Consider the following 26,006-nt stretch of genomic DNA (forward strand, 5'->3'; position numbering starts at 1 on the left):
GTCGGTCTTGCCGGCGGATGGCAGGCTCGACGCCATGGGAGGCGTCGTCGCACAGTTGCCCGCACTTCTCGGCGTGCTGATCGGCACGATCGGCACGATCGTCGCCACCTCCATCGCCGACCGCACACGATGGAAGCGGAACCAGACCGTCCGCTGGGACGACCGTCGGCTGGACGCCTACGTCGAGTTCGCGCAGGTGCTGAAGGAGATCCACGCCATCGCCGTTCGGATGCTCGCCAATGCCCGCCCCAACTCCCGCGGACACCGGATCGACCAGGAGGAAGGCCTGGCACGGTTGGCAGACGCCGACGTCCGGCACACGCTGGCCTGGGAGAGCGTCCTGCTGCTGGGGGACGCCGCGACGGTGTCGGCGGCACGTGGCTGGCGCGACGCCGTCTGGGCGATCGAGCGTGCCGCTCGTGGCCTGACCGGTCAGGACGACGTCGGCCATCTGTTGCACCGGGCAAACGAGGCGCGCGACCACTTCTACAGCGCCGCCCGTGGTGGCCTGGGCGTCGGCGGCGGCTCGGTCGCTCAGGCGATGCTGCTGTCAGGGCGACTTGCGCAAGCGCTACCGAACAGGATGTCGTCACAGACGACCGCCCGGCCCGCGCCAGCCGACCGGTCGGGGTAGGGCGGTGGTGCGTGTCGACCTGCTCGGGTCATGACGCGATGGCTCTCACAGGTCCGGGCTTTCGGGCGCTGCCCCCGTCGGTGTTTCCGGCCGTTCGGGCGTCTCTTGCCTCTGGCTCGGCGGAGACAGCAGGTCCACTGGGGTCAGCGGGTCGAAGACGGTGCTGTCGGGAAACCGGTCGCAGAGCAGGTCTTCGATCCACTCCGCGGCCGCCTCCTGCAGGTCCAGCATGTGCTGTAGCGCGTCGGCGTGCTCCTCGTTCCCGGTCGCCGCTCCGTCAGCGGACGCGCCGTCGATGTGCTCTCTCAGTATCGACACCCATCGCCGGCTGAGCCGTTCGGCGTACTGCGCCCGCCTCAGGTGCTCGTCGTATCGGGACGCCAGGGCGATGTGGCGCTCCCAGTGGGGTTGGAGGGCCTGCTTGACCCGTTGGTCCAATCTCACCCAGGCGCCCGGCTGACAGGTGACGACCACGTCGCCCCGCTCGTAACGCCAGGGGGTCTGCTCGGCGAGCGCCCGCTGGAGCGCCACCTCCATGTCGCCGGCCCGGTGCGGTGAGAACTCGCGCGCCCGCTCCGCCGCGAGGCGGGTCAGTTGCTCGATCGCCTGGGGCATGAAGTACTGCGCGTACCAGCTCAGCGCCTCCGGCCGTAGGCCCTCCGATGACCAGGTGAAGGTCGCGCGGACGTGGAAACAGAACACGTAGCCCCGGGCTGGCACGGTGATCGGACCCGCCGGGTCGCGCTGTTCGGTGTGTCGGCCGGGTCGGGGCGGTGGAGGGTACGGCGCCGGGAAGGAATCCTCGTCCTGCAGGTAGGCGACCAGCCGCCGCCAGCGCAGCAGCAACGAGCGACCGGATTGGAGGCTCGCCTTCCCGGCCGTGACGAGGCCCCGGGTGGCCCGCCGTCGCCACCGGTGGAAGGACGTCGACTGCCGGTCGGAGGCGTCCGTCATGTCACCCTCCCCTCAGCACGGTTCGGTCCGCGTCAAGCCGATCCACCCGCGTTGCCGGACGCCGTGTGGTGGATTGCGGATTGACGAGGTGCCGTCGCGCGAGGGGTGCGCAGAACAGCTTCAACCCCATGACGTGTCGGTGGTCTGTGCCCTCACGCTAACCGGGAGGCGTCTCATTCGGGCGCAGCCGCGCCGAGGCGGAGAGCGGGGTGGCCGGGCCCGCCCGACCGACCGTAGCGGTCAGTTGGCCTGGGCGGGCTGGTCGAGGATGGCGCTGAAGCGCTCCTCGGCCAGGTCGAGCTGGTCGAGGATGTGCCGCTTCACCGGCGCCGACAGGGGAGTGTCCGGCCGGGTGACGAGGTCCCGGTAGACCGGCACCAGTGGCCGGTACTTCGCCGCCGACGAGGCCACCTTCGGCCCGACGGTGTGGATGACGCCCACCCCGTTGTCGGTGAAGTCGGAGATCTTGATGACCCGCGCCCACGGCTCCCGGGCCAGGCTGGCCGCCACGTGCTCGCGGTACTGCACGTGCTTGTCGCGCCCCGGGTCGTACGCCGGGTTGGTGACCGCGCCGACCAGGCGGGCCACGCGCGGGCCGAACCGCTCGGCCAGGACGGCCAGCGCGGCGGCGGTCGCGTCGTCGCCGGCCTGCTCACCGGCCAGCTCGTCGGGGTGGTCCTCCACCGCGTCGTGCAGCAGGCCGGCCACGATCACGTCGACGTCGCGGACCTGGTAGTGGTGCATCATCCGGATCGCCACCCGCAGCAGGTGGTTCAGGTAGGGCTCGCGTACCCGCCGGTCGTCGCGGTGCAGCTCGGCGGCCAGGTCGAGGGCCTCGGTGAGCCGCTCCCGGGCGGCCTCGTCGAACGCGCGCAGCTCCAGCCGGAACCGGGCCAACAGGCCGGGCTCGCCGTGGATCTCGGTGATCGCGTGCATCGGCATGGTGGCCAGGTAGGCGGGAAATTCCATGCGCCACTTATAGCCGATCTTCACCATGTCGCGGGCCCCTGCCGTCGGGTGCCCGACGCACCGCCCCGCGCACGAGGTCCGTCGCGCGGCTCAGGCCCGGCCGCCGCCAGAGCCCTCGGTGACGGCGCCGGTGACCCGGACCGCCTTGACGACGGCCGGGATCGAGCCGATCAGCAGCACCAGCCCCCAGGCGAGGGCGACGACGGCGAAGACCAGCGCCCCGAGGTCGTCGACGACGCTGACCAGGATCACCGGCACCAGGCGGTGCAGGAACTCCAGCACGACGGTGCACAGCAGCGTGGTGAGGGCGAGCAGCACCAGGCCCTTGTTCTGCAGAAACCGGGGTTGGGCCGCCACGAGCAGCCCGGCCCAGGCGAGCTTGAGCAGCAGCACCAGCCCGAGCAGGACCGAGGCGTCGCCGACCGGGAAGAACCCCCACAGGGCCAGGTAGGCCAGCGTGCCGAAGGGCGGGGCCAGGAACAGCGACACCATGACGGTCAGCTCGACGAAGGCGACCAGCAGCGCGACGAACGCCACGACGATCAGCACGATCGAGAAGACCAGCGTCGCGGCGCCCTGCACCCGGCCCTGGACCCGGTCCGGCAGCACCAGGCTCAGGCAGAACAGCCCGGTGCTCCAGACCGCGACCGCGTCGACCAGCGCCAGGTAGCCGGTGCCCCGGCCGGACGGCTCGCTGACCCCGGACACGTCGGCGACCCGCACGTCGAGCGCCCCGGCGCTGTCCCGCAGCGCCGCGCCGGCGTCCCCGCCGCCGACGAGCAGCCCGGCGCCGATCTCGACACCCAGCGCCAGGCCGACGGCGAGCATCGCCAGCAGCAGGAACGGCTTGCGCAGCTCACCCATGTCGGGCCTCCGATGGGTCAGGACGTGGTGACCGTGACGGCGCAGCCGCCGACGCGGGGGCAGTTCAGCAGCACGTCGGTGGCGCGGTCGACGGCGATCCGGGCGACCGCCCCGGTGCCGTCGGTCGCCGGGGTGACCTCGTCGCGGACGGTGAACTCGGCGTCCCCGGGTGCCGGGGCCTCGACCGTGAACGGGGCCGGGCTGCGCAGGACCAGCGTCCGCAGCCCGCCCGGGTCGGCCACGCGCAGCACGCAGGTGCCGGTGAAGACCAGCCGGCCGGCCTCGGCGCAGTCGGCCCGTACCGTCGCCGGGTCCACCGCGGTGCGCTCGCCGCCGAGCCGGCCGAGCCGCTCCACCAGCCCGGAGGGGTCGCCGGGGTTGCCGGTGTCGTCCCGGCCGGCGCCGACGGCGACCGCGAACAGCGCCACGAGCAGCACGCCCAGTGCCGCGAGCAGCGCCTTCTGCCCGCCGCTCATCGGGCGTCGGCCGGCGCGGGGACCTCGGTGAACCGGATCGCGTCCACGCCGGCGAAGTAGCGGTCGGTGCCCTGGGTCTTGCCGACCACGACGAGCGTGACCCGGTGCGGCCCCCGGGTCAGCGCTACCGTGCCGACGTCGACCCAGTCCGTCTTCCGCACCTCGGGGGTGAAGCCGAGGAAGGCGCCGCCGACCTGGGCGCCGTCGATGGTGAAGACCGTGTTGGCGTAGTCGAACGAGGTGGTGCGGACGGCGGCGAACCGCCAGGTGCCGTCGGCGGGGATCTCCACCGTCACGCTCACCTGGTCGCCGATCGCGCGGCCCTGGAAGAACAGCTGGGCGTCCCCCGACCAGGTCACCCCGCAGCAGTTGGGCTGGACCTCCACCGCCACCGACGAGCCCATCGGCGGCCCCAGCACCGCGCCGGCCACCAGGCTCTCCGCCTCGACGGTGACCACCCGCGGCTCGCCCGGCGCCGGTTCCCCGTCGCGGGCCAGCAGCCAGACCACCGCCGCGCCGACGACGAGGACCAGCGCCGCCGCGGCGGCGATCCACGGCCACGGCGTACGCCGGGGCGGGGCGACCGCCCGCACCTCGTAGGTGACCCGCCCGCTGGAGCGGGAACTCTCCTCCGGCGCGGTGTTCGCCGAGTACGCGAACCCGGTCATGTCGTAGCGCCGGGGCGCGGTGCCCGGCGGCACGGTCAGCCGGACCAGGAAGGAGACGGAGCCCTGCCCGGGCACCACCCGCTGCGGTTCGGTGACGGTGAACCAGGACCGCTGCGAGCCCTCGCCGGGCGCCACGTCGAAGACGACGGTGTCCGGGGCGGCGCCGGGGTTGGAGACGGTGAACGTCAGCTCGCCGGTGTTGCGGGTGTCCAGGGTGAACTGCTCGGCGGCGGCGACGACCGCCCACTCGGTGGTCATGGTGGCTCCTCTGCGACGACGATCTCGGCGGTGGTCGACGCGGGCTTCTCCGCCTCGACGATGCGGGTGATCACGGCGAGCTGCCCGGCTGCGGCCGGCGGCACGGTGACCACGACGTGGAACGGCCGGTCCCGGGGCTCGTCGATGGCGAAGCCGCGCGTCCCGGTGGCGACCTCCAGGGCCCTCCGCATGCCGTACGGGGTGCCGCGCCAGCGGGCCAGCAGCGCGCCGTGGGACACCAGGTCCCGCAGCCGGCCCAGCGGCAGCGGCGGCGGGGCGTCCGGCCGGGGCGAGGCGACCACGTGGTCCATCGCCACCCAGCGGGCCAGGTAGGCGACCATCCCGTCCGGGGCGCGGTACGGGTCGAACAGCGCGTCGACGTCGGCGAGCACCGCCTCGTCCGGGGCGTGCAGCGCCTCCATGACGTCCAGCAGCGCCCACAGCACGCTGCCCGGCACGCAGGCCCGCTGGTACGCCGCGGGCAGCAGCCGCTCAATCGCCGCGCGTCGCATCCTGCCGCACCACCTCGATGTCGTGCTCGCCGGAGCAGAGCAGCCACGTGTCGGGAACGGTCACCACGTCGGCGGTGGCCTGGTTGGCGCTGGCCGCCCAGTCGACCGCGTCGGTGCTGCGGTGCACCCCGCGCTCGCCGCCGGCCAGGATCAGCCGGTCCGGGCCGCCGGTCGCGGCGACGGCGTCCACCGGCACGAACCGGGTGCGGTCCCGGAGCGGCAGCCCGCAGTTGACCGACACCGGCGCCCACTGCGGCGCGGCGGCGAGGGTGTCCAGCCGCAGCACCCCGCCGCTCTGCGTCGCGGCGACCGCGAGCGGCCCGGAGAACGCGAGGTCCCGGCAGGTGCCGCCGATCCAGCCGGACTGCACCGCCTGCCACTGCACGTCGGACTCGAACAGCCGGGCCCGGCGGCAGCCCTGCCCGGGCTTCTTCGGGTCCGGCTCGCCCGCGCCGCTCCACAGCAGGGTGGCCGGGCCGTCGTACTGGACGGCGAGCACGCGGTTGTCGACGTTGGCCAGCCCGACGTGGGCGAAGCTGCCCGGGCGGCCGGCCTGGGTGGACAGGTAGACCCCGAACCCGGCCTGCGCGGCCACCGCCACGCCCGGCGCGCCCCGCTCGGAGACGAACGCGCGGACGGCGTAGAAGCCCCGGTCGGCGTCGCCGGGGTCGACCAGGATCTGCAACGGCACCGCGCCGGGCAGCAGGGAGACCTCGTACAGGCCGGTGTCGGTGGCGACCAGCAGCGCGCCCGCGCCGTCCCGGTCGATCCAGGCCAGGTCGGACACCCGCGAGTCCAGGTCGGTCAGCATCGACCACGTCTCGCCGAGGTCGGTGCTCAGGTGCACCCGGGAGCCGCCGTCGGCCCGGACGGTGGCGACCGCCACCGAGCCGGGCCGGGGCACGATGCCGGGGCGCACCGGGGCGGGGGCGGGCGTCACCCGCAGCACCGTCTCGCCGTCGGCGAACCGGCCGGCCGGCTCCCACCCGGCGCTCGCGTTGGTGGAGCGGAACAGCACCGGCCCGCGCCCGGCGTACCAGGTCCGCGGCTGGTACTGGTCCACGGCGAGGGTACGCACCTGGGCGTCGGGCGCCTCGTCGACGACGAAGCGGACCGACTCGACGTAACGCACCCCCGGCTCGGCGTGCTCCAGCAGCCGGTACACGTTGGACGCGCGCAGCGGCTCGCCGAACGCCCAGCCGGCCGGGTTGAGCGGGGTCGGCAGCGGGCTGAGCGTGGAGTGCAGCCGGTCGTGGATGCGCCGTCGGACCGCCTCGACGTCCTCCTCCCGGCGCACCACCACCCGGGCGCGGACCGACACCGCCTTGTAGCGGGCCCAGGTCGCCCGGCAGGAGGTGCCCAGGGCGCGGCGGCGCTCCAGGTCCGCCTCGACCCGGGCCCGGGCCTGGTCCACCTCGTGCTCCCGCAGCACCGCCACCGGCAGCCGCCCACCCGGCCGGGCCGCTTCCGGCACGTACGGCACCAGCACCACCTCCACCTCGCCGGGCCGGGCGAAGCTGTAGACGGCGGCGCGGGTGAAGGCGCGCGCCCGGGCCACGGCCCCGGAGCCGGTGGCGAGCACCTCGAAGTCCCGCGCGGTGACCGCCCGCTGCTGGGCGAAGAACTCGTACGGGCCGCGCAGCAGCGCCGACTCCATGGACTCCATCTCCCGCCCGCCGGCCGCCGGCGCGGGGTTGTCGACGCGGACCCCGGGCAGCGGGTCGCGCAGGCTGGTCAGCGTGCCGGCCGCCACGTTGCCCGCCGGCCCGCCGCCGGCCCGGTACCACAGCCGCACCTGCCGCCCGGCCGGCGGCACGGCGGCGACGGTCACCGGACCCGTCGCAGGGTCGGCGGGGTCGCGCACGTCCAGGGCGGGGGCGAAGGTGACCGTGCCGGAGCAGCGGTCGACGAGGTAGACCCTGTCCTGCGGGCCGAGCCCGGCGAAGCTGTCCACCGGCCGCCAGATCTCGAACGTGCGGCCCTCGTGCTCCCGCGCGGCGGCGCCCAGCTCCACCGTCCCGGCCGGCACCTCGACGCCGAGCAGCAGGTCCAGCGGCTCGGCGGTGCGCGCCAGCGGCGCCCGGGCGGCGCGCAGCACCTGACCGGGCTGGCCGGTGCCGACCCCGAGCAGTTCCGCCTCCACCGGCTCGCAGTGGTGCATCCGGACGGTGACCTCGCCCTGCCCGGCCGGCAGCAGCGCCGGCTCGGTGGTGACGAAGACGACCGGCCGGGGGTCGGCCCCGCGCGCGGCGGCCACCCGGGTGCCGGCCGGGATCCGGACCGGCCCGCGGTCGCCGCCGGACCGGGTGAACCGGACGTCCGCCCAGGCCACCGTCGGGGCGTGCCGGGTCACCCCGAGCAGGTTCAGGAACGCCACGTACGCCTTCTCGGGCAACTGGTTGAGCCGGTAGATCATCACCTCGGTGAGGTGCGCGAACGCCTCCAGCAGCGCGATGCCCGGATCATGCGCGGACAGGTCCGTCCAGTCCGGGCAGGACTGCCGGATCCGCTCCCGGGCCTCGGTGACCAGGTCCAGGAAGGCACGGTCGTCCAGGTGCGGCACGGGCAGGGTCACGACGCTCCTCCCTCCGGTGGCACCCGGCCGCCAGCCGGGCGGTGACCGGCCTCCCGCTCCGGGTCGTCGGCGGGCAGCAGGTCGACGGAGAACACCAACTGCCCCGGCGCGAGGCTCGCCCGGATCCGGTAGTCGAGCCGGATCACCAGCCGCCACTCCTCGTCGGGGTCGGGGCCGGCGTCGACGTCGACGACCTCCACCCGGGGCTCCCACCGGGCGACAGCCGCCCGGACGTAGTGGATGGCCAGCCCGGCGGTGGTGTCGTCGTTCGGCGCGAAGACGAGGCGGTGCAGCCGGGAGCCGTACCCGGGACGCATCAGCCGCTCGCCCGGGTTCGTGGACAGCAGCAGGAACAACGCCTGGCGTACGGTCTCGTCGCCCTCGGTCATGGCGAGGCCGCCGGCGGCGGTCAGCGCGAGCCCGCCGCCCCGCCCGGGCTCGAAGCCGGCGCCGACGAACCGGAAGGCCCTCACCGGTCCGCCCCCAGGAAGCCCTGCCGTGGGTCGCGTACCCGGTGGTGCACCAGGCCGGGCGGGGTGCCGTCGGTGAACCCGTCGAGGTGGGACAGGACCACCCGCCGGCCGCCGACGCGCACCCAGTCGCTGTAGCCGACCCGCACCCGCAGGGTCCTCCCGCACGGCTTGATCGTCGGCCCGTAGTTCGGGCAGGCGGTGATCTCCCGGCCCTCCGGGTCGTCGTCCACCAGCACCGGCACGCCGGCGACGGTCACCCAGTCCTGCGAGGCCCGGTTGCCGACCCGCCCGTCGTGGTCGCACCTGATCACCGAGTCGCGGTGGATCCAGCGCATCAGCCGCCTCCTTCGTGGTGGGCGCGGGCCAGCGTCCGGGCCCGCTGCGCGGCGGTCGCCGGATCCTCGGCCGCCTCCGCGTGCAGGAAGTCCACGCTGCGGGCGCGCACGACCATGGCCCGGCCGGGCGCGGAGAGCACCAGGTCGGTCGCGGCGTGCAGGGTGGCCAGTTCGGGGGTCAGCTCCAGCCAACTGCCGCCCTCGGTGGCCAGCCGCAGGCTCCGCGCGGCGTCGTCGACCACGATCGACTGGCCGCGCGCCGTCCGCAGCGACCAGCGCCGCGCCCGCCCGTCGTCGACCCCCGCGTCGTACGCGCCGGCGGCGCCGAACAGCGCGCCGAGCACGATCCCGGACGCCGGCTCGCCCCCGGGCAGCACCACCAGCACGGCGTCCTCGGGGTCGGGCAGCGCCACGAGGCCCTTGCCGGGGCCGGCACCCGGGCAGAGCACGGCCAGCCACCCGGCGTCGAGCCCCCCGTACGCGGGCAGCTCGACCCGGGCCCGGCCCAGCCCCTCGGGGTCGGCGACGTCGGTGACCCGGCCGAGGGTGACCACGGCCGGGGCGGGCGGCCCGGCCGGCGGGGCCGGGGGAGGGGCGGTGGAGAACCGGCTCAGCTGGCCGGCGGCGTCGACGGTGTGCACCACCTCGGTCAGCACGTACGTCCCCTCGACGGCGGCGGGCACGCCGGTGAGCGCGATCCGCCGGCCGGGCCGCAGCGCGGGGTCGACGTCGGCCACCCCCTCGGCGGTGACCAGGGCGGCGACCCGCGCGTCCAGCCGTGCCTGGGCGAGCGCGGCCAACTCGTCGTCGCCCCGCCCGGGCTGGTCCACGGCGGTCCGTACGCCGTCCGCGCCCACGTCGGCCGGGTCGGGGTCGGCGACGATCCGCCGACCGCTGCGGGCCGTGCCCACCTGCTGGCTGATCGGCTCGGCCCGCTGCGGGTGCCAGCCCAGCGCGCTGCTCTCCCCGCCGGCCGTGTCGAGGTTGGTCGACAGCCGCAGCGAGTGCAGCCCCCGGCCCAGCTCCAGGCCGACCGGCTCGCCGTGGCCCTCCAGGGTCAGCAGATGCAGCCGGTCGCCGTCGGCGACCACGTGCAGGCCGGCCCGCCCGGTCACCTCCCGCAGCAGCTCCAGGTCGCTGTGCCGGTGCTGGGACAGCCGCTCCAGCCGTGGGCCGTCGGCCTCGGCGTGCACGGTCAGCCCGACGTCCCCGCACAGCTCGCGGGCCAGGTCGGCGGCGGTCACCGCCTCGAACACCCGCAGCCGCTGCCGCCGGCGCAGCCGGTGCAGCGCGTCGTACGCCCGCACCCGCAGCAGCGCCGCGCCGTCGGCCGCGTACTCGACCTCGACGCAGGTGACCTCGCCGGCGAAGAGGGCGTCGGGATGACCGTCCAGGCGTAGCTCCAGGCTCGCCCCGGTGCGCACCCGCGGGGTGAGCGCGGCGGAGCCGGGCGCGGTGGTCAGCGCCACCTCGCACTGCGTCGGCCGGTCGAGCCGGGCCGCCACCCGGGCCGACACCAGCCGGCGGGCCGCCCCGTCCGGCAGCGGAGCCCCGTCGAGCAGCACGGCGAGCGCGCGCGGGGCGGTCACGGCGCACCCGCCGGGTGGGCGGCCGGGGCCGGCTGCGGCGGCACCGCCAGCGGCGTACCGGGTGGCACGGTGAGCGGGTCGGTGATCCGGTTGTGCTCGGCCAGCAGCCGCCACCGCAGCGGCGAGCCGAGCGCGTCGTGGGCGAGCAGGTCGAAGCGTACGCCCGAGTGGTCTGGCCCGGTCGCGCCGTCGCCGGCGGCCACCACGGCGCTGCCCGGCGCGGCGGTCGGGGTGCTCGCCGCGGCGAGTTCCTCCGCGAAGCCCTCCCGCGCCCGGTCGGCGTCCTCCGCGACCCGGACCAGCTTCAGCCGCAGCCAGGACCGGCGCGGCGAGCCGGTGGCGGTGAACGCGTCGAAGCGCTCGGCCACCGCGACGACGACGCCCGGCACGTTCCAGGTCTTGCCCCAGACCAGCCGTACCAGCGGCGGCCGGAGCCAGCCGTGCTCGGTGGCGGAGTTCTCGGCGAGCATCCACAGCGGACGGGTGAGCGCCCGTACGTCGGTCGGTCGGACCTGACCCTCGGCGAAGTCCACGTCGAACAGCAGGTCCAGCACCAGCTCGGTGCGGCCCCCGCCGGTGAAGACCAGCGGGTCGTCGGCGAGCCCGGCCCCGGTGAGCTGCCCGCCCGCCGCGCCCCGGTGGCGCACCCCGGCCAGCCGGGTCACCTGCACCGTCTCCGGGTTGAGCAGGCAGTCCACCCGCTCGCCGGTGGCGTCGATGAGGAAGGCGACCCGTTCCATCAGCCACCCGCCTGTTCCCGGTCCAGCCGGCGGACGCGCTCGTCGTCGAGGGCGGGCGCGGGCACCATCCACAGCAGCCGGTCGTCCGGCAGTGTCGGCCACGGCCCGTCGACCCGCTCCGACCCGCCGGCGTGCGCTGGTCCCGCACCGTCGGCGTCGGGCAGCGCCGGCCAGGGCGCGGTCCCGTCCGGCCGCTGGTGCGGACGCCCGGGCGCGGGTCCTGGCCGGTCGGCGCCCGGGCATCCCGTCCCGCCGCACGCCCCCGCTCCTGTTCCCGCCCCCGTTCGTGCTTCCGCTGCCGCTCCTGCTTCCGTCCCCGCTCCGGCCGCGCCGGGCCCGGCCGGTGGGTCCGCCCACGCCCCGCCCAGACCGCCCGGCCACGTCAACCCCGCCCCGGTCGCGCCTCCGGACGCCGCGGATCCTGGTCCGTGACGGCTCCTCCAGCGCCCGTTCCGTACCAGGATCTCGGGCGACAGCTCGTCCGCGTCGCCTGACTGGGCGGTGCGGGGGTGGGACGGAGCGGCGGGTGCGGCCGTCGTGCGGTCAGGCGCGTCCGATCGCGGGTAGCCGGGCGGTGCCGTGTCCGTGGCGTTCGGCAGGGGCCGGCTCCCTGAGGTTTCCGCCGCGCCCGAGGCGTGCCGGACCGGTGTCACGCCCGCCGCGCCCGACGTCATCCCCCGGTCGGGTGCCGCGCCCGTCGGGCCGTGGGCGTCCCGGTCGCCGGCCGACCACGGGCCCGTGCTGCCGACGGCGGGGCTGGTGGCGGCAGGGCTGGCGGCGGCCGGTGCGCCGGGGCGCGTCACCGCCCCGGGCGGGGGAACCGCCGGTCGGAGCACGGGCCGGTCGGCCACCGCCGACGGTCGGCCGACCGATCCACCCCCTGGTCCACCTGCCCGGCCGCCGACTGCCGACGGGTCTCCCGGCCAGCCCTGCCCGCTCGACGGGACGCCTCGGCCCGGCCAGGGGTCTCCGCTCGACCGTCGGCCGCCGCTCCGCCAACTGCCCTCTGCCGGCCGGGCGTCCTCGTCCCGGCGGCCCGACGTCGACGGGTACGAGCGGGCAACGGTAGCCCGCGTCGAGCCCCACCCGGGTCCGGCGGCGGGCGGTCGTGGACCGGCCGTCCAGGGCGGCCCGTCGCCCAACGGATCGTCAGCGGGGCGAGTCGCGCGGTGGCCCGCGCCGGCCGGGCGGCTCGGGCCGTGGTCCGGCCCAACGGGGTGGCTCGCGCCGTGGTCGGCGTCGACGGGCGGCGGGGAAGCGGGACCGGTCGGGCCGGGGTCCAGGTCGAGGTCGCGCAGCAGGCCGGGGGCGTGCGCGGACACCACCCGCAGCCAGTGCTCCGGGGGCTGGCCGGGTCGGCGTGCCGGCGCCTCCGTCGCCGCGGCCGGCGGTCGGCCGGGCGGGGACAGGTCCTCAGCCGAGGACCGGTCGTCGGGCGGGGACGGCGGGCCGGATGCGGCCGGTCCGGCGGAGTCGACCAGCCGGGCCAGTTCGTCGACCGCCGTGGCCGTCGCGCGCAGCCGGGCGGCCAGCCAGCTACGCGGTGGTCGGCGCGGCGGCACCGCCGGTCTCCAGTTCGAGGCTCTCGTACCGCAGGGTGAGCGCCGCGATCGCCAGCTCCTGGCCGAGGGTGTTCAGGTGGGCGCCACGCCACCTCGTCGGCCAGGCGTTGATCAGGTTCCAGCGCAGCACCTCCGCCGTGCCGGCCGCGTCCAGCAGCACGATCGAGACGTTGCGCCGGCTCACCGTGCCCCGGGCCACCGCGTACGTCCAGTCCCACAGCTCCCGGGAGGCGGTGAGCCCGAAGTGCAGGGTCACCGGCGCGTACTCCACCTGGCCGGGGACCATCCGGATGCGGTCGTTGCCCTGTTCCCGGTACGGCACGCCGGGGATGGTCATCTCCAGACCGCTGACCTCGGTGAAGTGGCCGTTGGTCACGCCGTTGACGAGGAGCTTGAAGTTGTAGGCCCGGTACGGGTCGACCGGGGCGCCCGGCTGCGGGGTGGCGGTGGTCGGCATGTCAGCCTCCGATCGTCTCGGTCTCGGCGCCGCCGGCCCACTGGCTCAGCTTGAACACCACGAACTCCGCCGGCTTGACCACCGCGATGCCGATGTGGGCGACGACCATGCCCGCGTCGCGGACGTCCGCCGGGTTGGTCTCCTCGTCGCACTTGACGAAGAACGCCTCCTCGGGCGTACGCCCCAGCAGCGCGCCGTCGCGCCAGACCCGGGTGAGGAAGGCGCCGATGTCGCGGCGGATGGACCGCCAGAGGGTGAAGTCGTTCGGCTCGAAGACCATCCACCGGGTGCCGTTGGCGATCGCCTGCTCGATGGCGATGCAGAGCCGGCGGACGTTGAGGTAGCGCCATTCGCTGGCCTCGGCGGCGAGGGTGCGGGCGCCCCAGACCCGGATGCCCTCGCCCGGGAAGTAGCGGATCACGTTGACGCCCTTGGGGTTGAGCACGTCGTGCTCGGGCCGGGTGACCAGGTGGGCGAGGTCGACGGCGCCGCGTACGGGCTCGTTGGCCGGCGCCTTGTGGACCCCGCGCAGGGCGTCCGTGCGGGCCCAGATGCCGGCCATGTGCCCGCTCGGCGGGGTGAGCACCAGCTCGCCGCTGAGCGGGTCGCGTACCCGCAGCCAGGGATGGTAAAGCGCGCCGAAGTCGGACTGTCGGGGCCGGCACGCCGTCGGCGCCTCGTCCCCCGACGCGGACCCGCCGGAGCCGGACCCCGGGCCGCCGGAGCCCGCCGAGCCGGACCCACCGGATCCGCCGGAGCCCTCGGCCGGCTTGGGCGGCTTGCCGGTGGACGGCGTCGCCACCCTGGTCAGCGCCGAGATGTCCGTGACGTCCGGGGGCGGGTCGCAGATCGCCACCATCGTGCGCGTCCGCTCCGCCATGCTGAGCAGCGCCTCGTGTGAGACCGGGTCGTGGAAGCCGGGCGCGGCCACGATGGAGACCTCGTCGACGGCCTCCAGCAGTTGCAGGCCGCCGCGCCGCTTCCCGGTGCCGGTGATCTCGCCTTCCGCGCCGACGTTGACGACCCAGCAGCGGCTGCCGCCGTTGTCGAGGAAGCCGAAGACGGCCCGGGCCAGCGGGGTGCTCTCCAGGCGGTCCCCGTTGGCGTAGAGCCGCAGGAACTCGGTCCAGTTGTTGACCGCGACGGCTCTGCCGAGCTGCGCGGCGGGGTCCGGGGCGACCCCGACGAAGGCGGCCGTGCTGGTGCTGGCCGGTCCGATCGGGCGGGCGCCGCCGGGGACCTCCTCGACGTAGATGCCGGGCGAGAAGTAGGTGGGCATCGGTCCTCCCGGTGCGGTTCGCGGCCGGCGGCGCGGGACGTCCGCCGGAACGGGGTCAGCGGGGCGGGGGTGCGCAGACGATGACGATGTCGGGCTCGGTCGGGTCGACCTCGGCGGTGAGGACCCGCCCCCGGCCGGTGAGCCGCAGCCGTACCGGACCGGGGTGGTCGGGGTCGTGCGGCACCCCGACGACGCGGAACCGGCCGGCGGGGTCGGTCGTGGTGGCGCACGCCGTGCCGACGACCTCGATCCGCACGGCCGCGAGGGGCTGCTGCTCGGGCCCGACCACCCGGCCGTCGAAGGCCAGCATCTCGAGCTGCCGCAGCCGCAGCGGCCGCAGCACCGGCGGCGCCGGCGGCGTCGGGTGGGTGACCTGGGCCGGCACGTCGATGAGCAGGGCCGGGCGGGGTCCGGTGCCGAACGCCGCCCAGAGCCGCGGGTCGCCGGCCTCCAGCACGACGGCGCGCTCCCCGCCGGCGGTCGCGGCGGCGAGCACCCGGTCCAACCCGGGCAGCGCCGCCGGCCCGCCGGCGCAGAGCAGGTAGCGGACGGTGAAGCGGTACGGCTCGCGGCCGCCGCTGCCCCGGGTCTGCCGGGCCGGGCGCAGCTCCATCGGCCAGAGCGTGAGCCGGGCGGGGTCGTCGTCGGGGCGCGGCGGACCGACCGGGACGGGTTCCCCCGCCGCCCCGGCCAGCCAGGCGGCCAGTTCGGCGGTGGCCGTCTCGATCGGGCCGCGCCCCGGCGTGGTCATCGCGGCGGCGTCCCCTGGACGCGGTACGCGATGGCCTCGTTCCACACGTGCGGGTAGACGCCGATCTCGAAGTACCGGGTGAACCGGTTGATGGGTGCGTTGGTGTGGTCGTGGTAGAGCAGCCAGACCGGGGCGATGGTGAACAGCACGTAGTTGGCGAGCACCAGCGGGATGTAGAGCGGGCCGAGGATGCGCGCCTGGAGGATGTGCACGTCCTCGTGCCGTTGGATGCCCGGCCCGGAGCCGGCGCAGACCGTGCCGATGGTGGTGGCGTACCGGGGGGAGACGCCCTCGACCACGTTGACCCGGCAGCTGTGCTGCGAGGTGGGCCGGTCCAGCGAGTGCCCGACGAGCACGTGCGCGGCCAGGTAGACCGCGCCGACGACGGTGTTGAGCAGGCTCCAGGTGTGGTCGACGACGAACAGGAGGACGCCCTTCGGGTCCGGGCCGTAGACCCGGGCCGAGGCGACCGCCCAGCCGAAGATCCCGCCGACGAGCAGGCCGGCGACCGCGCCGATCAGCAGCCCGACGGTGCCGCCGGCCAGTTGGCCGAGGACCGCGCCGGTGACCACGTGTGCGACGGTGCTGAGGATTCCGTAGATCATGACGGCTCACCTCATACCCACGAGCGGAGGATGCGGGGCTCGCGTCCCTGCGCGAGCTGGGTCGGCGACGCCTGGGTCGCCTGCCGGTTGCCGGGCGGGAGCTGGTTGATGCCCAGCGCGGCGGAGAAGATGACCAGCCCGTTGAAGAACGCGATGATCCACTTCTCGGCGCCGGCGTCCGTGGCGAACGCCGCGGTGAGGTAGGACAGCGCGAGCGCGATGCCCAGCGCGATCCACTTGCGGGCCTTGTCGCCGCTCGGGCCGATCAGCCCGCCGATGACGTTGGTGGCGAGCAGCGTCGCGGCGCTCGCGCCGGTGAGGCTGCCCAGGGCGGCCCAGGTGAAGAGATCGTTCATCGCCGATCTCCCTTCGGTTGTGCGGTGGTGCGACCGGGGTGTGGTGGTGGTGAGGCCGGCGGCTCCGGGGAGTCTCCGACGGGCCCGGTCCGCCGCCGGCGGGCGGCGGGCGGGAAGGGGTGGGGGCCTCAGGCGGGCCCCGGTGGGCCGGCCGCCGTCGGGTCACCGGGCGACTGGCCCGGCGCGGCCGTCGGGCCGGTCGCCTGGGTCGGCACGACCGGGCCGCCGGCCGCCGGCGCCGGCCGGCGCGTACGCCGCAGCAGCAGGACGACCACGACGGCGACGAGCAGCAGGAGCGCCGCCGCGCCGGCGACCAGCAGCCAGGGGAACGCGCCGCGGCCGTCGTCGCCCGTCGCCGGGGAGGCCGACGGCCTCGGCGGGGCCTCCGCGACCGCCCGCAGTTCGGTCGGCTTCTCCTGGTTGCTGCCGACCTTCCAACTGACCGACCGGCCGTTGACCGTGCCGTTGGTGTCGAGGACCCGGCCGGGGAAGGTCACCGATATCTCGAACGACATCAACCGCATGAACGCCTGCTGATTCTGCGGATTCTGTTCCGCCACCTTCCCGCCGTATTTCTTCGGGTCGAGGGGAAGGGTGAAGCGGTAGAGATCGTCCTCCCGGACGAGCCGCACGCTCTCGCTGTTGAAATCGCGCAGCGGGGTGTTCCGATAGGTGATCTGGGAACCGAAGAGCTTGGCGTCCTCGTAGCGGGTCTCCTCGCCCGGCGGCAGGGCGGGAATGTTCTTCCGCAGCTCGGCGAAGCCGGCCTCGACGGTGCGGTTGCCCGAGGTCAGCACGCTCTTCTGGGCGGTCAGCAGGAGTTGGCCGTCGACCGTGTCGTCGGCGTTGACGGTCAGTCCGAGATTCAGTTGCATGCAGCCGGTCAGCGCGGCCGCCAGAACGAGACACGCCGCGCCGCGGAGTGTCCTGCCGCGGATGAGTCCCGTATTCATGGGCATAGTGTGTGTGATCCAGATCACTACCATCAGTCAGCGATCAGTCACAACGAAGTCGCCGATCTTACCGGCCCGCTGTCCCCTTCGGCTGAGGTCGGAAATCGCCGAAATCGATATCCTGAAGGTTTGGCCCAGGCTGCCGTTTCTGCCGGTCAGGAGGTGGCGAGGCGGTGGTCGCGCGGGGTGACCCCGCGGACCCGGCGGAACGCCGTGCTCAGCGCGAACGGGCTGCCGTAGCCGACCTTGCGGGCGACCGCGCCCAGGGTGGCGTCCGGCTCGCGGAGCAGGTCGGCGGCGAGCGCCAGCCGCCACCCGGTCAGGAACGTCATCGGCGGCTCGCCGACCAGCTCCGTGAACCGGCGGGCCAGCGCCGCCCGGGAGACGCCCACCTCGGCCGCGAGGGAGGCGACCGTCCACGGCCGGGCCGGGTCGTTCTGGAGCAGCCGCAGCGCCGGGCCGACCACCGGATCGGCCGCAGCGACGTACCAGGCGGGCGCGGCCCCGGGCCGGGCGAACCAGGTGCGCAGCGCGGCGATCAGCACCAGGTCGAGCAGCCGGTCGAGGACCGCCTCCTGGCCTGGCGCGTCCCGGGTGACCTCCTCGGCGAGCAGGGGCACCAGCGGGCTGCGCCACTCCTCGCCCCCGACCACGAGCAGCGGCGGCAGGGCGGTGAGCAGCCGCCGGCTCAGCTCCCCGGGAAGCTGGTAGGTGCCGGTCAGCAGCACGGTCGCGCCGTCCGAGCCCGTGCCCCAGGTGCGTACGCCCAGCGACATCGTCTCGGCCAGCGGCTCCCCGCGCAGCGTGGTGCACCGCTGCCCGGGATGGATGACCACCTGCGGCGGGGTGGCCGGGTCGTCGGCCACGAGATAGCCGTCGGGCCCGCGCAGCACCGCCACGTCGCCCGGCCCCAGCGCGACGGGCGCGCCGTCGTCGGGCACCACCCAGGCCGCGCCGCGGACCAGGGCGACCACGGTCAGCGGGGCGCGGTCCTCGATGCGCAGCGCGAACGGCGGATCCAGCAGCGACCGGAGCAGGAAGGCGCCCCGGGCCCGCGGCCCGTCGAGCAGCCCGGTGAGCGGATCCATCCCGCGAGCGTAGACGAGCGCGCATGGCGCCGGCGGGCACGCGTCGTCGGGCGTCTCAGCGGGGACCGCCCGGGTCAGTCTGCGATCGTCAGCCAGTCGGCGGCGCGGTGGCGGATGTCGCCGGGCACCTCGTGCGGGCCCGCGAACTCGTCGTAGGTGACGTCGTAGCCGAGCGAACGCAGCCGGGGCACCAGGCGGCGGCTGCACACGTCGGCCGGCAGGACCGGGTCGTCGGCGCCGTGCGAGACGTAGACGCGGGGGCGGCCGTGGGTGACCAGCGGCGCGGCGAAGCCGGGGGAGAAGGCCACCACCGCGTCGACCAGGTCGCCGTTGGTCAGACCCAGCGAGAGGGCGTACGAGGCGCCGTCGGAGAACCCGCCGAACGCCACCTGCCCGACGGGGTAACCGGCGAAGGCCGTGGCCAGCAGCCCGTCGATCCGTCGGACGTCCACCCCGAAGCCCTCCACGATCAGGTCCCAGCTGCTCGACGCCGCCTGCGGGGCCACCAGCAGCAGTTGGTGCGCGTCGGCGACCGGCAGCAGCAGGTCCAGGCCCTGCCGGGCCGAGCCGCCGGCCCCGTGCAGCAGCAGCACCAGCCGGTACGGCCGGCCGTCGACCGGCTCCGGGGCGTACACCATCGCCAGCGGACCGCCGTCGGCGTCGGTCAGCGTCACCATGCCGGTGGCCGCCCGGGTGACGGGTGGCGCCGGACGCGCGGTGAGCCGGCCGTGCCGTGGGTTCTCCTCCGGCTGCCGGTGCGGCGCGGCGGGTTCGGCCACGGGATCACCGCTCCTCGTCCTCGGCGGGGTGCGCCAGCGGTTACCCCGCTGCCCCGGGGTTAACCCTGCCGGGCCGCCTCCGGCGCGGTCAGCGGCCCCTGCCGGGCCGGCTCACCCGCTGACCCGGCGGACCAGCCGGGACGGGAACACCGTCGCCGGCGGCACCGGCCGTCCGGCCAGCACGGCGGTCGCCGCCGCCGTGGCGATCCGCCCCACCGGGTGCGTCGCCGTCGTCAGCGCGGGGGTGGTCATCGCGGCGAGCGGGATGTCGTCGAAGCCGGTGACGGCGATGTCCCCGGGCACCTGGACGCCGTCGCCGCGCAGCCCGTCGATCACCCCGAGCGCGGTGGCGTCGCTGATCCCGACGATCGCGTCCGTGTCCGGCCAGCGCGCCAGCACCTCCCGGGCCGCCGCCCGGCCCCGGCCCGCGCTGAAGTCCCCCGGCACCAGCCGCACCGGCAGGCCCGCGTCGCGCACCACCCGGCGGTACGCGCCCACCGACCGGCCGGCGCAGGACAGCCAGCGGGGGCCGGTCACCATCGCGATGCGGCGGCGGCCGGTGGCGTACAGGTGCCGCACCACGGCCTCCGTGCCGCCGCCGTTGTCCACGTCGAAGGCGGGTACGAGGGCGGAGCCTATGCCGATCGAGGCCACCCGACCGCGCAGCGCCGCCGGGACCGCCCGGAGCACCGCCTCGGTGGTGTTGACCAGGATGATCCCGCCGACGCTGCGGTCCTCGGCCAGCCGGCGCAGCCCGGCCGGCTCCCGCCTCGGGAGCCAGTGCAGCGCGACCCCGAGCCCGTACGGCGCGCAGACCCGGGCGGCCGCGCCGACGATCCGGTCGACGTACGGGTCGTCGAGGACGGTCGGGGCGACGCCGCACACCGCGACCACCAGCCGCACACCGGTGCCCCGGACCAGCGCGCGGGCGGCCAGGTTCGGTGCGTACCCGAGCCGGTCGGCGGCGGCGGTGACCCGGTCGCGGGCGGTGGGCGAGGCGTAGCCGGTGCCGGCGATCACCCGCGAGGCGGTGGCCCGGGAGACGCCCGCCGCCCGGGCGACGTCGTCGAGTGTGGGCGGTCGGCCAGCCGTCGTCATACCTGTCCTCCCCGTGGTCGCCGTCCCCGGCGCGGACGGTCGACGCGCATCATCTCCCTCGCGGGTCGGCGACGGTAAGGGGTGGCAGGCGATTGTCCTGGCAGCGCTCTCAGGTGTGGGATCGTGCGGCAGACCGCCCGAGGCGAGAGGACGCCACCGTGAGCCGCACCACCGCCCCGCCCGCCGCGCCGACCCCGGCCGTACCCCGGGCGGTGCTGGCCGCCCGCACCGGCGTGGCGGTCGTGTTCGCGCTCAACGGCCTGGCCGTCGCCACCTGGTTCTCCCGGGTGCCCGCCGTCCGGGACGCGCTGGGGCTCAGCGCGGGCCGGCTCGGGCTGCTCCTGCTCGCCATGTCCGTCGGCGCGCTGCTCGCGATGCCCACCGCCGGCCTGGTGGCCCAGCGGCTCGGGGCGGCCCGCACGGTGGCCCTCGGCTGCCTGCTCGTCGCGGCCGGCCTGACCGTGGCCGGGGTCGCCGCCCCGGCCGGTTCCCTGGTCGGGGTCGCGGTCGGGTTGTGCGCTCTCGGCTACGGCTCCGGCATCTGCGACGTCGCCATGAACGTCGAGGGTGCGGCGGTCGAGCGGCGGCTGGGACGCACGATCATGCCGCGCTTCCACGCCGCGTGGAGCCTCGGCTCCGTGGCCGGCGCCGGGCTCGGCGCGGGGGCGGCCCGCCTCGGCCTGCCGGTCGCGGCGCACCTCGCCGCGCTGGCGGCGGTGGTGCTCTGCGGCACGCTGCTGGCCGTCCGGTCGTTCCTGCCGGCGGCCGAGAGCGGCACCGCCTCCGCGTCGGCGGCCCCGGCCGAGCGCCGCCGCGACCTGCTCGCCGCCTGGCGGGAGCCGCGCACGCTGCTCATCGGCCTGCTGGTGCTGGTGTCGGCGTTCGCCGAGGGCAGCGCCAACGACTGGCTCGCCGTCGCCTTCATCGACGGACACGGCCTCAGCGAGGCGGCCGGGGCGGCCGTGTTCGGGGTCTTCGTCGTCGGCATGACCCTGGGCCGCACGGCGGGCACCGTCGCGCTGGACCGGTGGGGCCGGGTGCCCGTCCTGTCCGGCACGATCCTGCTCGCCACCGTCGGCGCGGGCGTGGCGGTGCTCGCCGGCTCCGGGCCGGTGGCGGTTGCCGGCGTCGCGCTCTGGGGGATCGGCGCGTCGCTCGGCTTCCCGGTGGGGATGAGCGCGGCGGCCGACGACGAGCGGCGGGCGCCGGCCCGGGTCAGCGTGGTCGCCGTGATCGGCTACACGGCGTTCCTCGCCGGCCCGCCGCTGCTCGGCCTGCTCGGCGACCGGGTCGGCACGCTGCCCGCCCTGCTCGTGGTGCCGGTGCTGCTGCTGCCCACCCTCGCCCTGGTGCCGGCCACCCGCCCGCCGGCCCGCTGACGCGGCACCTCCGCAGGGCACTCACACCCGGCTCGCAGCCGCGTCCCAGGAAACGGTGCTGCACTGGGAGGACGCCGAGGAGAGGAGCGGGGGGATGGGCTGGTTCAGTCGACGGCCGCGCGGCACCGACGCGGCCCCCACGAAGCTCGACCGCGAGGCCACCCGCGAGGACCTGGCCGCGCTGGAGGCGTTCGTCACCAGCCGCCGGGGCGTGGAGTTCTACCTGGAGCCGGAGACCACGGCGACCGACACCACCGTGGTGGCGATCGCCCACGACGGCGAGTGGATCCGCCGCCGCACCGGCTCGCCGCGCGCCGCCGGGTCGATCGCCCGCAAGCACGCGGTGCCGCTGTACGAGGCCGCCCGCACCGGCTACCCGGAGCGGATGCGGGCCTGGAACCGGGCCCACCCGGAGCGCCGCGTCCGCTGAGCGTGGCGCCGCCGCGGCGTCACCGCGCGGCGGCGCCCGCCGCGCGTGCCTCGTCCAGCGTCATCGGCGGCTGGTGGCTCGCGACGTACCAGTGGACGTCGTCGGCCAGCAGCCGGCGTACCAGGGCGAGGTCGGGCCGGTCCTCGGGGGTGCGCAGGTGCGCCGGCGGCGGATAGAAGCAGTCGCCGAGCAGCAGCACGCCCGAGTCCGGCACCGCCACCACCGTCGAGTCCGGCGCGTGGGCGCCCCCGACGTGCCGCACCCGTACGCCGACCGGCAGCTCCAACTCGTCGGTGAAGGTCCGGGTCGGCGGCAGCACCGCGAAGCCGTCCCACGAGTCGACCGCCAGCGCCCGGGCCCGGAAACTCGGGCCGAGCCGCGGGTTCGCCCGCACCTGCTCCCGCAGGTACCGGTGGCTCCACGGCCGGGCCGCCTCCTCGCGCAGCAGCCGTTCGCCGGCGACGTGGCCGACGATCTCCACGTCGGGCCAGGCGCAGGCGCCCCACACGTGGTCCCAGTGGTGGTGCGTGTAGACCAGCCAGCGGGGCGGGGGCAACCCGGCGGCGGCCAGCGCGGACCGGATCTCCCGGGCGTGCGCGGGGCTCTGCCCCGCGTCGACCAGCACGCTGCCCCGCTCGTCGGCGACCAGCGCGACGCCGGCCTGCACGCTGGCCGGATCCGGGTCCCCGGGGCAGATCCAGACACGCCCGGCGAGGTGCTGGAACGCCATGTCGATGATGACGTGATCCTCTCCGTCGATGGTGGACATCCGCCCGCCGCCGTAGATCGTAGACCGCAGGCGCTGTCGTCAGCCGCGCCTGCTACGTCCGAGTCCGACGAGCCGGGCCACGAGGACGGCGGCGCAGCCGAGCGTCGCGGTGACCAGCAGCACCATGAACGTCGGATAGATGTACGCCACCTGGATCCAGGCGACGTCACGACCCCGGTAGAGCCAACCGACCACCCGGTGGATCGAGGCGAGCAGCGGCAGCGGCGCGAGCAGCGGAAGCAGCCGCACCAGCGTCCAGGGGCGTACCGTCCGGCCGGTGGCCCAGCGGCGTGACCGGAGCACGCCCAGGCCGGCGAGTGCGGCGGAGGCGACCGCCAGCACCAGCAGCACGGCGTCGACGACCACGAGCGGCGTGCCCGCCGAGGACGCCGGCGTTCCCTCGATCAGCGCGATGAGCCGCTCGGCGAGGGCCGACGCGTGGCCGTACGCCAGTCCGGTGTTCGCCATGACCGCGACCCCGTAGCCGGACGCGGGCAGCAGCGCCTGGTACGCCGTCGAGGTGAACAGGTCGCCGCTGTGCGCGATCATCGGCGCCCCCGATCCGGTCTTCTCCACGAACCAGCCGAGGGCGTAGGCGTCGGAGACCGCGGACGGGCGGTGCAGCGTGGCGAGGCCTGCCGGGGAGACGACCGCCGTGCCCTCCGGACCGCGGCCCTGGTTGCCCTGCGCGATCAGCCACGCCGCCATGTCGTGCGCCGAGCTGAGCACCCCGCCGGAGCCGTTGCCGAAGGCCGGCGGCTCGGGCAGGGCGACCGGCCTGCCGAGGATCATGAGGTGGCCGCGCGCGCTCGACGGCAGGTCGGCGGCCACGTCGAGGGTGCGACTGTCGGTCATGCCGAGCGGGGCGAAGACCCGCGTCCGCAGGTACTCGTCGAACGGCAGCCCGCTGACCACCTCGACCAGTCGCGCGGCCACCTGGAAGTTCGGGTTGTGGTACTCCCACCTCGTGCCGGGGACGGCGGCCAGCCGGGCCGTACGCATCCCCGCGACGGCCTCCCGCAGCGAACCCGGCTGCCGCCTGCTGAACGCGGGGAACGTCGTGTCCGACATCCCGGAGGTCTGGTCGAGCAGCTGCCGCACGGTGATCCGGGCCGCCCGGGGGTCGTCCATCGTGAACTCCGGCAGGTGCCGGTGGACCGGGCCGTCGAGTTCCACCCGGCCCGCCTCGACCAGCTGCATCACGGCGAGGGCGGTGAACGACTTGCTCACCGACGCCACGGCCATCGGGGTGCGCGCCGTGATCGGGTCGCCGGCGGGGGTGCGGCCGTACCCGGCGGCGTGCACCACCTCGGTCCCCCGGGTGACGGCCACCGCGGCGCCGGGCAGCCCGGTGGCGTCGCGGTACTGGCGGACGGCGGCGTCGACGGCGGCGGCGTCGATCCCGGCCGGGGGCGCGGCCGGGGCCGCCGGGGCGGGCGGCGCGGCGAGCGCCACCGCACCGGCCAGGACGAGGAGTCGCGTGATCATGGTCGGAGTTTCGGCCGGTCGGGGACCCCGCACATCGGATCGTGGTCCGAACCCGGGATCGGACCGTGGTCCGACGCCCGGCGGCCGGCCGGTGGATACGGTGGTCCGGTGGTCACCTCGGGGCGGCTCGGGCTGCGGCAGTTGATGGCGTTCGACGCGCTGGTGGGCGTCGCCCTCGTGCTCCTCACGGTGTTCCGGACGCCCGGCGCCCCGGCGCTCGCCGGTGGCCTGGCGGTGCTGTTCGGGGCTCCGCTCGCCGTCCGCCGGCGCTGGCCGGCGCCGGTGCTCGCCGTCGTGGTGCTGGCGGGGGCGGTGGCGGTCGCCGTCGGGGTGGCCGGCGACGCGGTGGTGTTCGCGGTCGCGTTCGCGCTCTACCCGGTCGCGCTGGCCACCTCCACCCGGGACGGCGTGTCGGCGCTCGTCGTGGTGCTGGCCGCCCTCACGGGCGCGGGGCTGGCGGGCGGCACGGTCCCCGGGCTGCCGATCGTCCCGACCCGGGCGGGGGAGGAGTCGTTCGCCGCCACGCCGGTTCCGGTCCTGCTCTACGCCGCGACCGTCGTCGCCGCTTCGTGGGCGCTCGCCCGCGCGGTGCGCGCCCGTCGACGTCACGTCGCCCAACTCGCCGCGTCGCGTGCCGACCAGGCGGTGGCCGAGGAACGGTTGCGCATCGCCCGGGACATCCACGACGTGGTCGGGCACAGCCTCAGCCTGATCGCCATGAAGGCGGCCGTCGCCAACCACCTGGCGGACAGCCATCCCGAGCAGGGCCGGGCCGCCCTGGGCACGATCGAGCGGGTCAGCCGGAGCGCGCTCGACGACATCCGGGTCGTGCTCGGCGCGCTGCGCGACCCGGCCGACACCGCGCCGAGCTTCGCCGAACTCGACCGGCTGGTCGAGGCCGTCCGGTCCGCCGGTGTCACCGTCGACGTCGACGGGGCGGCCGACCTGACCCGGGTACCCGCGGCCGTGCAGGCCTCGGCGTACCGCATCGTGCAGGAGGCGCTCACCAACGTGCTGCGCCACGCCGGCCCGACCCGCTGTCGGCTCGCCGTGGCGGTCGAGCCCGGGGTGCTGGCGGTCGCCGTCGTCGACGACGGGGGGTCGGGGCGCGCCGTCGGGCCGCCCGGCCACGGGCTGCGGGGCATGCGCGAGCGTGCCGTGATGCACGGCGGTGCCCTGGAGGCCGGCGTCGAGCCCGGCGGCGGCTTCGCCGTGCGCGCCCGGCTGCCGTTCACCCCGGCGGTGTCGGACGATGGGTGAGCCCGTACGCGTGCTCCTGGCCGACGACGACGTGCTGCTGCGCGGCACCCTCCGGCTGCTGGTCGACGCCACCCCGGGAATGACCGTGGTGGCCGAGGCGGGCACCGGCCGGGCGGCCGTCGAACTCGCGGGGACGTACGCGCCCGAGGTGGTGCTGATGGACGTCCGGATGCCCGAGATGGACGGCATCACCGCCACCGAGCAGGTCACCGCCGGCCGGGACGCGCCCCGGGTGCTCGTCCTCACCACCTTCGACCTCGACGATCACGTGTACCGGGCGCTGCGGGCCGGGGCGAGCGGCTTCCTGCTCAAGGACACGTCCCCCGTCCGGCTGCTCGACGCGATCAGGGTGGTCGCCGCGGGCGAGGCGCTGCTGGCACCCAGCGTCACCCGTCGGCTCATCGCCGAGTTCACCCGGATGCCGGCGGCCCGACGGGTGCCGGGACGGCTCGACGGGGTGACCCCGCGGGAGCGGGAGGTGTTGACGTTGATCACCCGTGGGATGTCCAACACCGAGATCGAGCAGCACCTGCACCTCAGCCGGGGCACCGTCAAGACGCACATCGGCCGGTTGCTGACGAAGCTGGGCGTCCGCGACCGGGCGCAACTGGTGATCGCGGGCTACGAGTCGGGGCTCGCCGACCGGTGAGGTGACGTCGACCGTCGCGCACGCCGCGCCGGCCCGGCGGGGTCGGCGTCCGATCC

General features: G+C 75.8%; 27 protein-coding genes. 5 read left to right on the forward strand and 22 right to left on the reverse strand.

Going from position 1 to position 26,006, the window contains the following annotated elements; translation table 11 throughout:
• Positions 1–34 precede the first annotated feature (34 nt).
• Positions 35–634, forward strand: coding sequence for a hypothetical protein (locus tag ABT006_RS17085; protein ID WP_350707357.1), 600 nt, complete (start codon positions 35–37; stop codon positions 632–634).
• Between the two features lie 45 nt (positions 635–679).
• On the opposite strand, the gene ABT006_RS17090 is transcribed toward ABT006_RS17085, so the two are convergent.
• From ABT006_RS17090 to ABT006_RS17185, 20 genes are all read right to left on the reverse strand, one after another.
• Positions 680–1,588, reverse strand: coding sequence for a hypothetical protein (locus tag ABT006_RS17090; RefSeq protein ID WP_350707359.1), 909 nt, complete (start codon positions 1,586–1,588; stop codon positions 680–682).
• Positions 1,589–1,828: 240 nt separating this feature from the next.
• Positions 1,829–2,557 (reverse strand): HD domain-containing protein, encoded by a 729-nt coding sequence (locus tag ABT006_RS17095; protein WP_350707360.1) that lies wholly within the window; start codon positions 2,555–2,557, stop codon positions 1,829–1,831.
• Between the two features lie 90 nt (positions 2,558–2,647).
• Complete coding sequence (locus ABT006_RS17100) at positions 2,648–3,421, reverse strand: hypothetical protein (protein WP_350707362.1); 774 nt, start codon at positions 3,419–3,421, stop codon at positions 2,648–2,650.
• 17 nt (positions 3,422–3,438) lie between these two features.
• On the reverse strand, positions 3,439–3,897 hold the full coding sequence (locus ABT006_RS17105) for a hypothetical protein (protein ID WP_350707364.1): 459 nt from the start codon (positions 3,895–3,897) through the stop codon (positions 3,439–3,441).
• The gene (locus tag ABT006_RS17110; RefSeq protein WP_350707366.1) at positions 3,894–4,823 is read right to left on the reverse strand and encodes a carbohydrate-binding protein; all 930 of its coding nucleotides are present in this window, start codon (positions 4,821–4,823) and stop codon (positions 3,894–3,896) included. The genes ABT006_RS17105 and ABT006_RS17110 overlap by 4 nt, the downstream gene beginning before the upstream one ends.
• Positions 4,820–5,335: a phage tail protein gene (locus ABT006_RS17115; RefSeq protein ID WP_350707368.1), complete on the reverse strand. Its 516-nt coding sequence runs from the start codon at positions 5,333–5,335 to the stop codon at positions 4,820–4,822. Before ABT006_RS17115 ends, ABT006_RS17110 begins: the two co-directional genes overlap by 4 nt.
• Complete coding sequence (locus ABT006_RS17120; protein ID WP_350707370.1) at positions 5,316–7,910, reverse strand: putative baseplate assembly protein; 2,595 nt, start codon at positions 7,908–7,910, stop codon at positions 5,316–5,318. The genes ABT006_RS17115 and ABT006_RS17120 overlap by 20 nt, the downstream gene beginning before the upstream one ends.
• The gene (locus ABT006_RS17125; RefSeq protein ID WP_350707372.1) at positions 7,907–8,383 is read right to left on the reverse strand and encodes a GPW/gp25 family protein; all 477 of its coding nucleotides are present in this window, start codon (positions 8,381–8,383) and stop codon (positions 7,907–7,909) included. The genes ABT006_RS17120 and ABT006_RS17125 overlap by 4 nt, the downstream gene beginning before the upstream one ends.
• Positions 8,380–8,718, reverse strand: a complete 339-nt coding sequence (locus tag ABT006_RS17130; protein WP_350707374.1) for a hypothetical protein — start codon at positions 8,716–8,718, stop codon at positions 8,380–8,382. Before ABT006_RS17130 ends, ABT006_RS17125 begins: the two co-directional genes overlap by 4 nt.
• The gene (locus ABT006_RS17135) at positions 8,718–10,307 is read right to left on the reverse strand and encodes a contractile injection system protein, VgrG/Pvc8 family (RefSeq protein WP_350707376.1); all 1,590 of its coding nucleotides are present in this window, start codon (positions 10,305–10,307) and stop codon (positions 8,718–8,720) included. Before ABT006_RS17135 ends, ABT006_RS17130 begins: the two co-directional genes overlap by 1 nt.
• Positions 10,304–11,047, reverse strand: coding sequence for a CIS tube protein (locus tag ABT006_RS17140; protein ID WP_350707378.1), 744 nt, complete (start codon positions 11,045–11,047; stop codon positions 10,304–10,306). Before ABT006_RS17140 ends, ABT006_RS17135 begins: the two co-directional genes overlap by 4 nt.
• A gap of 1,536 nt (positions 11,048–12,583) precedes the next feature.
• Complete coding sequence (locus ABT006_RS17145; protein WP_350707380.1) at positions 12,584–13,066, reverse strand: phage tail protein; 483 nt, start codon at positions 13,064–13,066, stop codon at positions 12,584–12,586.
• Between the two features lies 1 nt (position 13,067).
• On the reverse strand, positions 13,068–14,345 hold the full coding sequence (locus ABT006_RS17150) for a phage tail sheath family protein (protein WP_350707382.1): 1,278 nt from the start codon (positions 14,343–14,345) through the stop codon (positions 13,068–13,070).
• Between the two features lie 55 nt (positions 14,346–14,400).
• Entirely contained in the window at positions 14,401–15,096 is a 696-nt protein-coding gene (locus tag ABT006_RS17155; protein ID WP_350707384.1) for a carboxypeptidase-like regulatory domain-containing protein, read from the reverse strand.
• A complete protein-coding gene (locus ABT006_RS17160; RefSeq protein WP_350707386.1) occupies positions 15,093–15,701 on the reverse strand; it encodes a glycine zipper family protein in 609 nt (202 codons plus the stop codon). The genes ABT006_RS17155 and ABT006_RS17160 overlap by 4 nt, the downstream gene beginning before the upstream one ends.
• A gap of 11 nt (positions 15,702–15,712) precedes the next feature.
• Complete coding sequence (locus tag ABT006_RS17165; RefSeq protein WP_350681930.1) at positions 15,713–16,057, reverse strand: hypothetical protein; 345 nt, start codon at positions 16,055–16,057, stop codon at positions 15,713–15,715.
• A gap of 128 nt (positions 16,058–16,185) precedes the next feature.
• Positions 16,186–17,010: an LppM family (lipo)protein gene (locus ABT006_RS17170; RefSeq protein ID WP_350707388.1), complete on the reverse strand. Its 825-nt coding sequence runs from the start codon at positions 17,008–17,010 to the stop codon at positions 16,186–16,188.
• 155 nt (positions 17,011–17,165) lie between these two features.
• On the reverse strand, positions 17,166–18,098 hold the full coding sequence (locus ABT006_RS17175) for an AraC family transcriptional regulator (protein ID WP_350707390.1): 933 nt from the start codon (positions 18,096–18,098) through the stop codon (positions 17,166–17,168).
• 74 nt (positions 18,099–18,172) lie between these two features.
• Entirely contained in the window at positions 18,173–18,877 is a 705-nt protein-coding gene (locus ABT006_RS17180) for an alpha/beta hydrolase (protein ID WP_350707392.1), read from the reverse strand.
• Between the two features lie 111 nt (positions 18,878–18,988).
• Entirely contained in the window at positions 18,989–19,975 is a 987-nt protein-coding gene (locus tag ABT006_RS17185) for a LacI family DNA-binding transcriptional regulator (protein ID WP_350707394.1), read from the reverse strand.
• A gap of 158 nt (positions 19,976–20,133) precedes the next feature.
• On the opposite strand from ABT006_RS17185, the gene ABT006_RS17190 reads away from it, so the two are divergent.
• Together ABT006_RS17190 and ABT006_RS17195 are read left to right on the forward strand one after the other, a co-directional pair.
• Positions 20,134–21,354 (forward strand): MFS transporter, encoded by a 1,221-nt coding sequence (locus ABT006_RS17190; protein ID WP_350707396.1) that lies wholly within the window; start codon positions 20,134–20,136, stop codon positions 21,352–21,354.
• 94 nt (positions 21,355–21,448) lie between these two features.
• The gene (locus tag ABT006_RS17195; protein ID WP_350707398.1) at positions 21,449–21,784 is read left to right on the forward strand and encodes a hypothetical protein; all 336 of its coding nucleotides are present in this window, start codon (positions 21,449–21,451) and stop codon (positions 21,782–21,784) included.
• Between the two features lie 19 nt (positions 21,785–21,803).
• Here ABT006_RS17195 and ABT006_RS17200 read toward each other — a convergent pair whose 3' ends face one another.
• On the reverse strand, positions 21,804–22,553 hold the full coding sequence (locus tag ABT006_RS17200; RefSeq protein WP_350707400.1) for an MBL fold metallo-hydrolase: 750 nt from the start codon (positions 22,551–22,553) through the stop codon (positions 21,804–21,806).
• 39 nt (positions 22,554–22,592) lie between these two features.
• Positions 22,593–24,041 (reverse strand): serine hydrolase domain-containing protein, encoded by a 1,449-nt coding sequence (locus ABT006_RS17205; protein WP_350707402.1) that lies wholly within the window; start codon positions 24,039–24,041, stop codon positions 22,593–22,595.
• 108 nt (positions 24,042–24,149) lie between these two features.
• Between ABT006_RS17205 and ABT006_RS17210 the strand changes: the two genes are divergently transcribed.
• Together ABT006_RS17210 and ABT006_RS17215 are read left to right on the forward strand one after the other, a co-directional pair.
• Positions 24,150–25,301 (forward strand): sensor histidine kinase, encoded by a 1,152-nt coding sequence (locus ABT006_RS17210; RefSeq protein ID WP_350707404.1) that lies wholly within the window; start codon positions 24,150–24,152, stop codon positions 25,299–25,301.
• Complete coding sequence (locus ABT006_RS17215; RefSeq protein ID WP_350707406.1) at positions 25,294–25,950, forward strand: response regulator; 657 nt, start codon at positions 25,294–25,296, stop codon at positions 25,948–25,950. The genes ABT006_RS17210 and ABT006_RS17215 overlap by 8 nt, the downstream gene beginning before the upstream one ends.
• The last annotated feature ends 56 nt before the right edge of the window (positions 25,951–26,006 follow it).

The sequence above is a fragment of the Micromonospora sp. NPDC002717 genome, from assembly GCF_040295705.1.
Lineage (GTDB): Bacteria > Actinomycetota > Actinomycetes > Mycobacteriales > Micromonosporaceae > Micromonospora.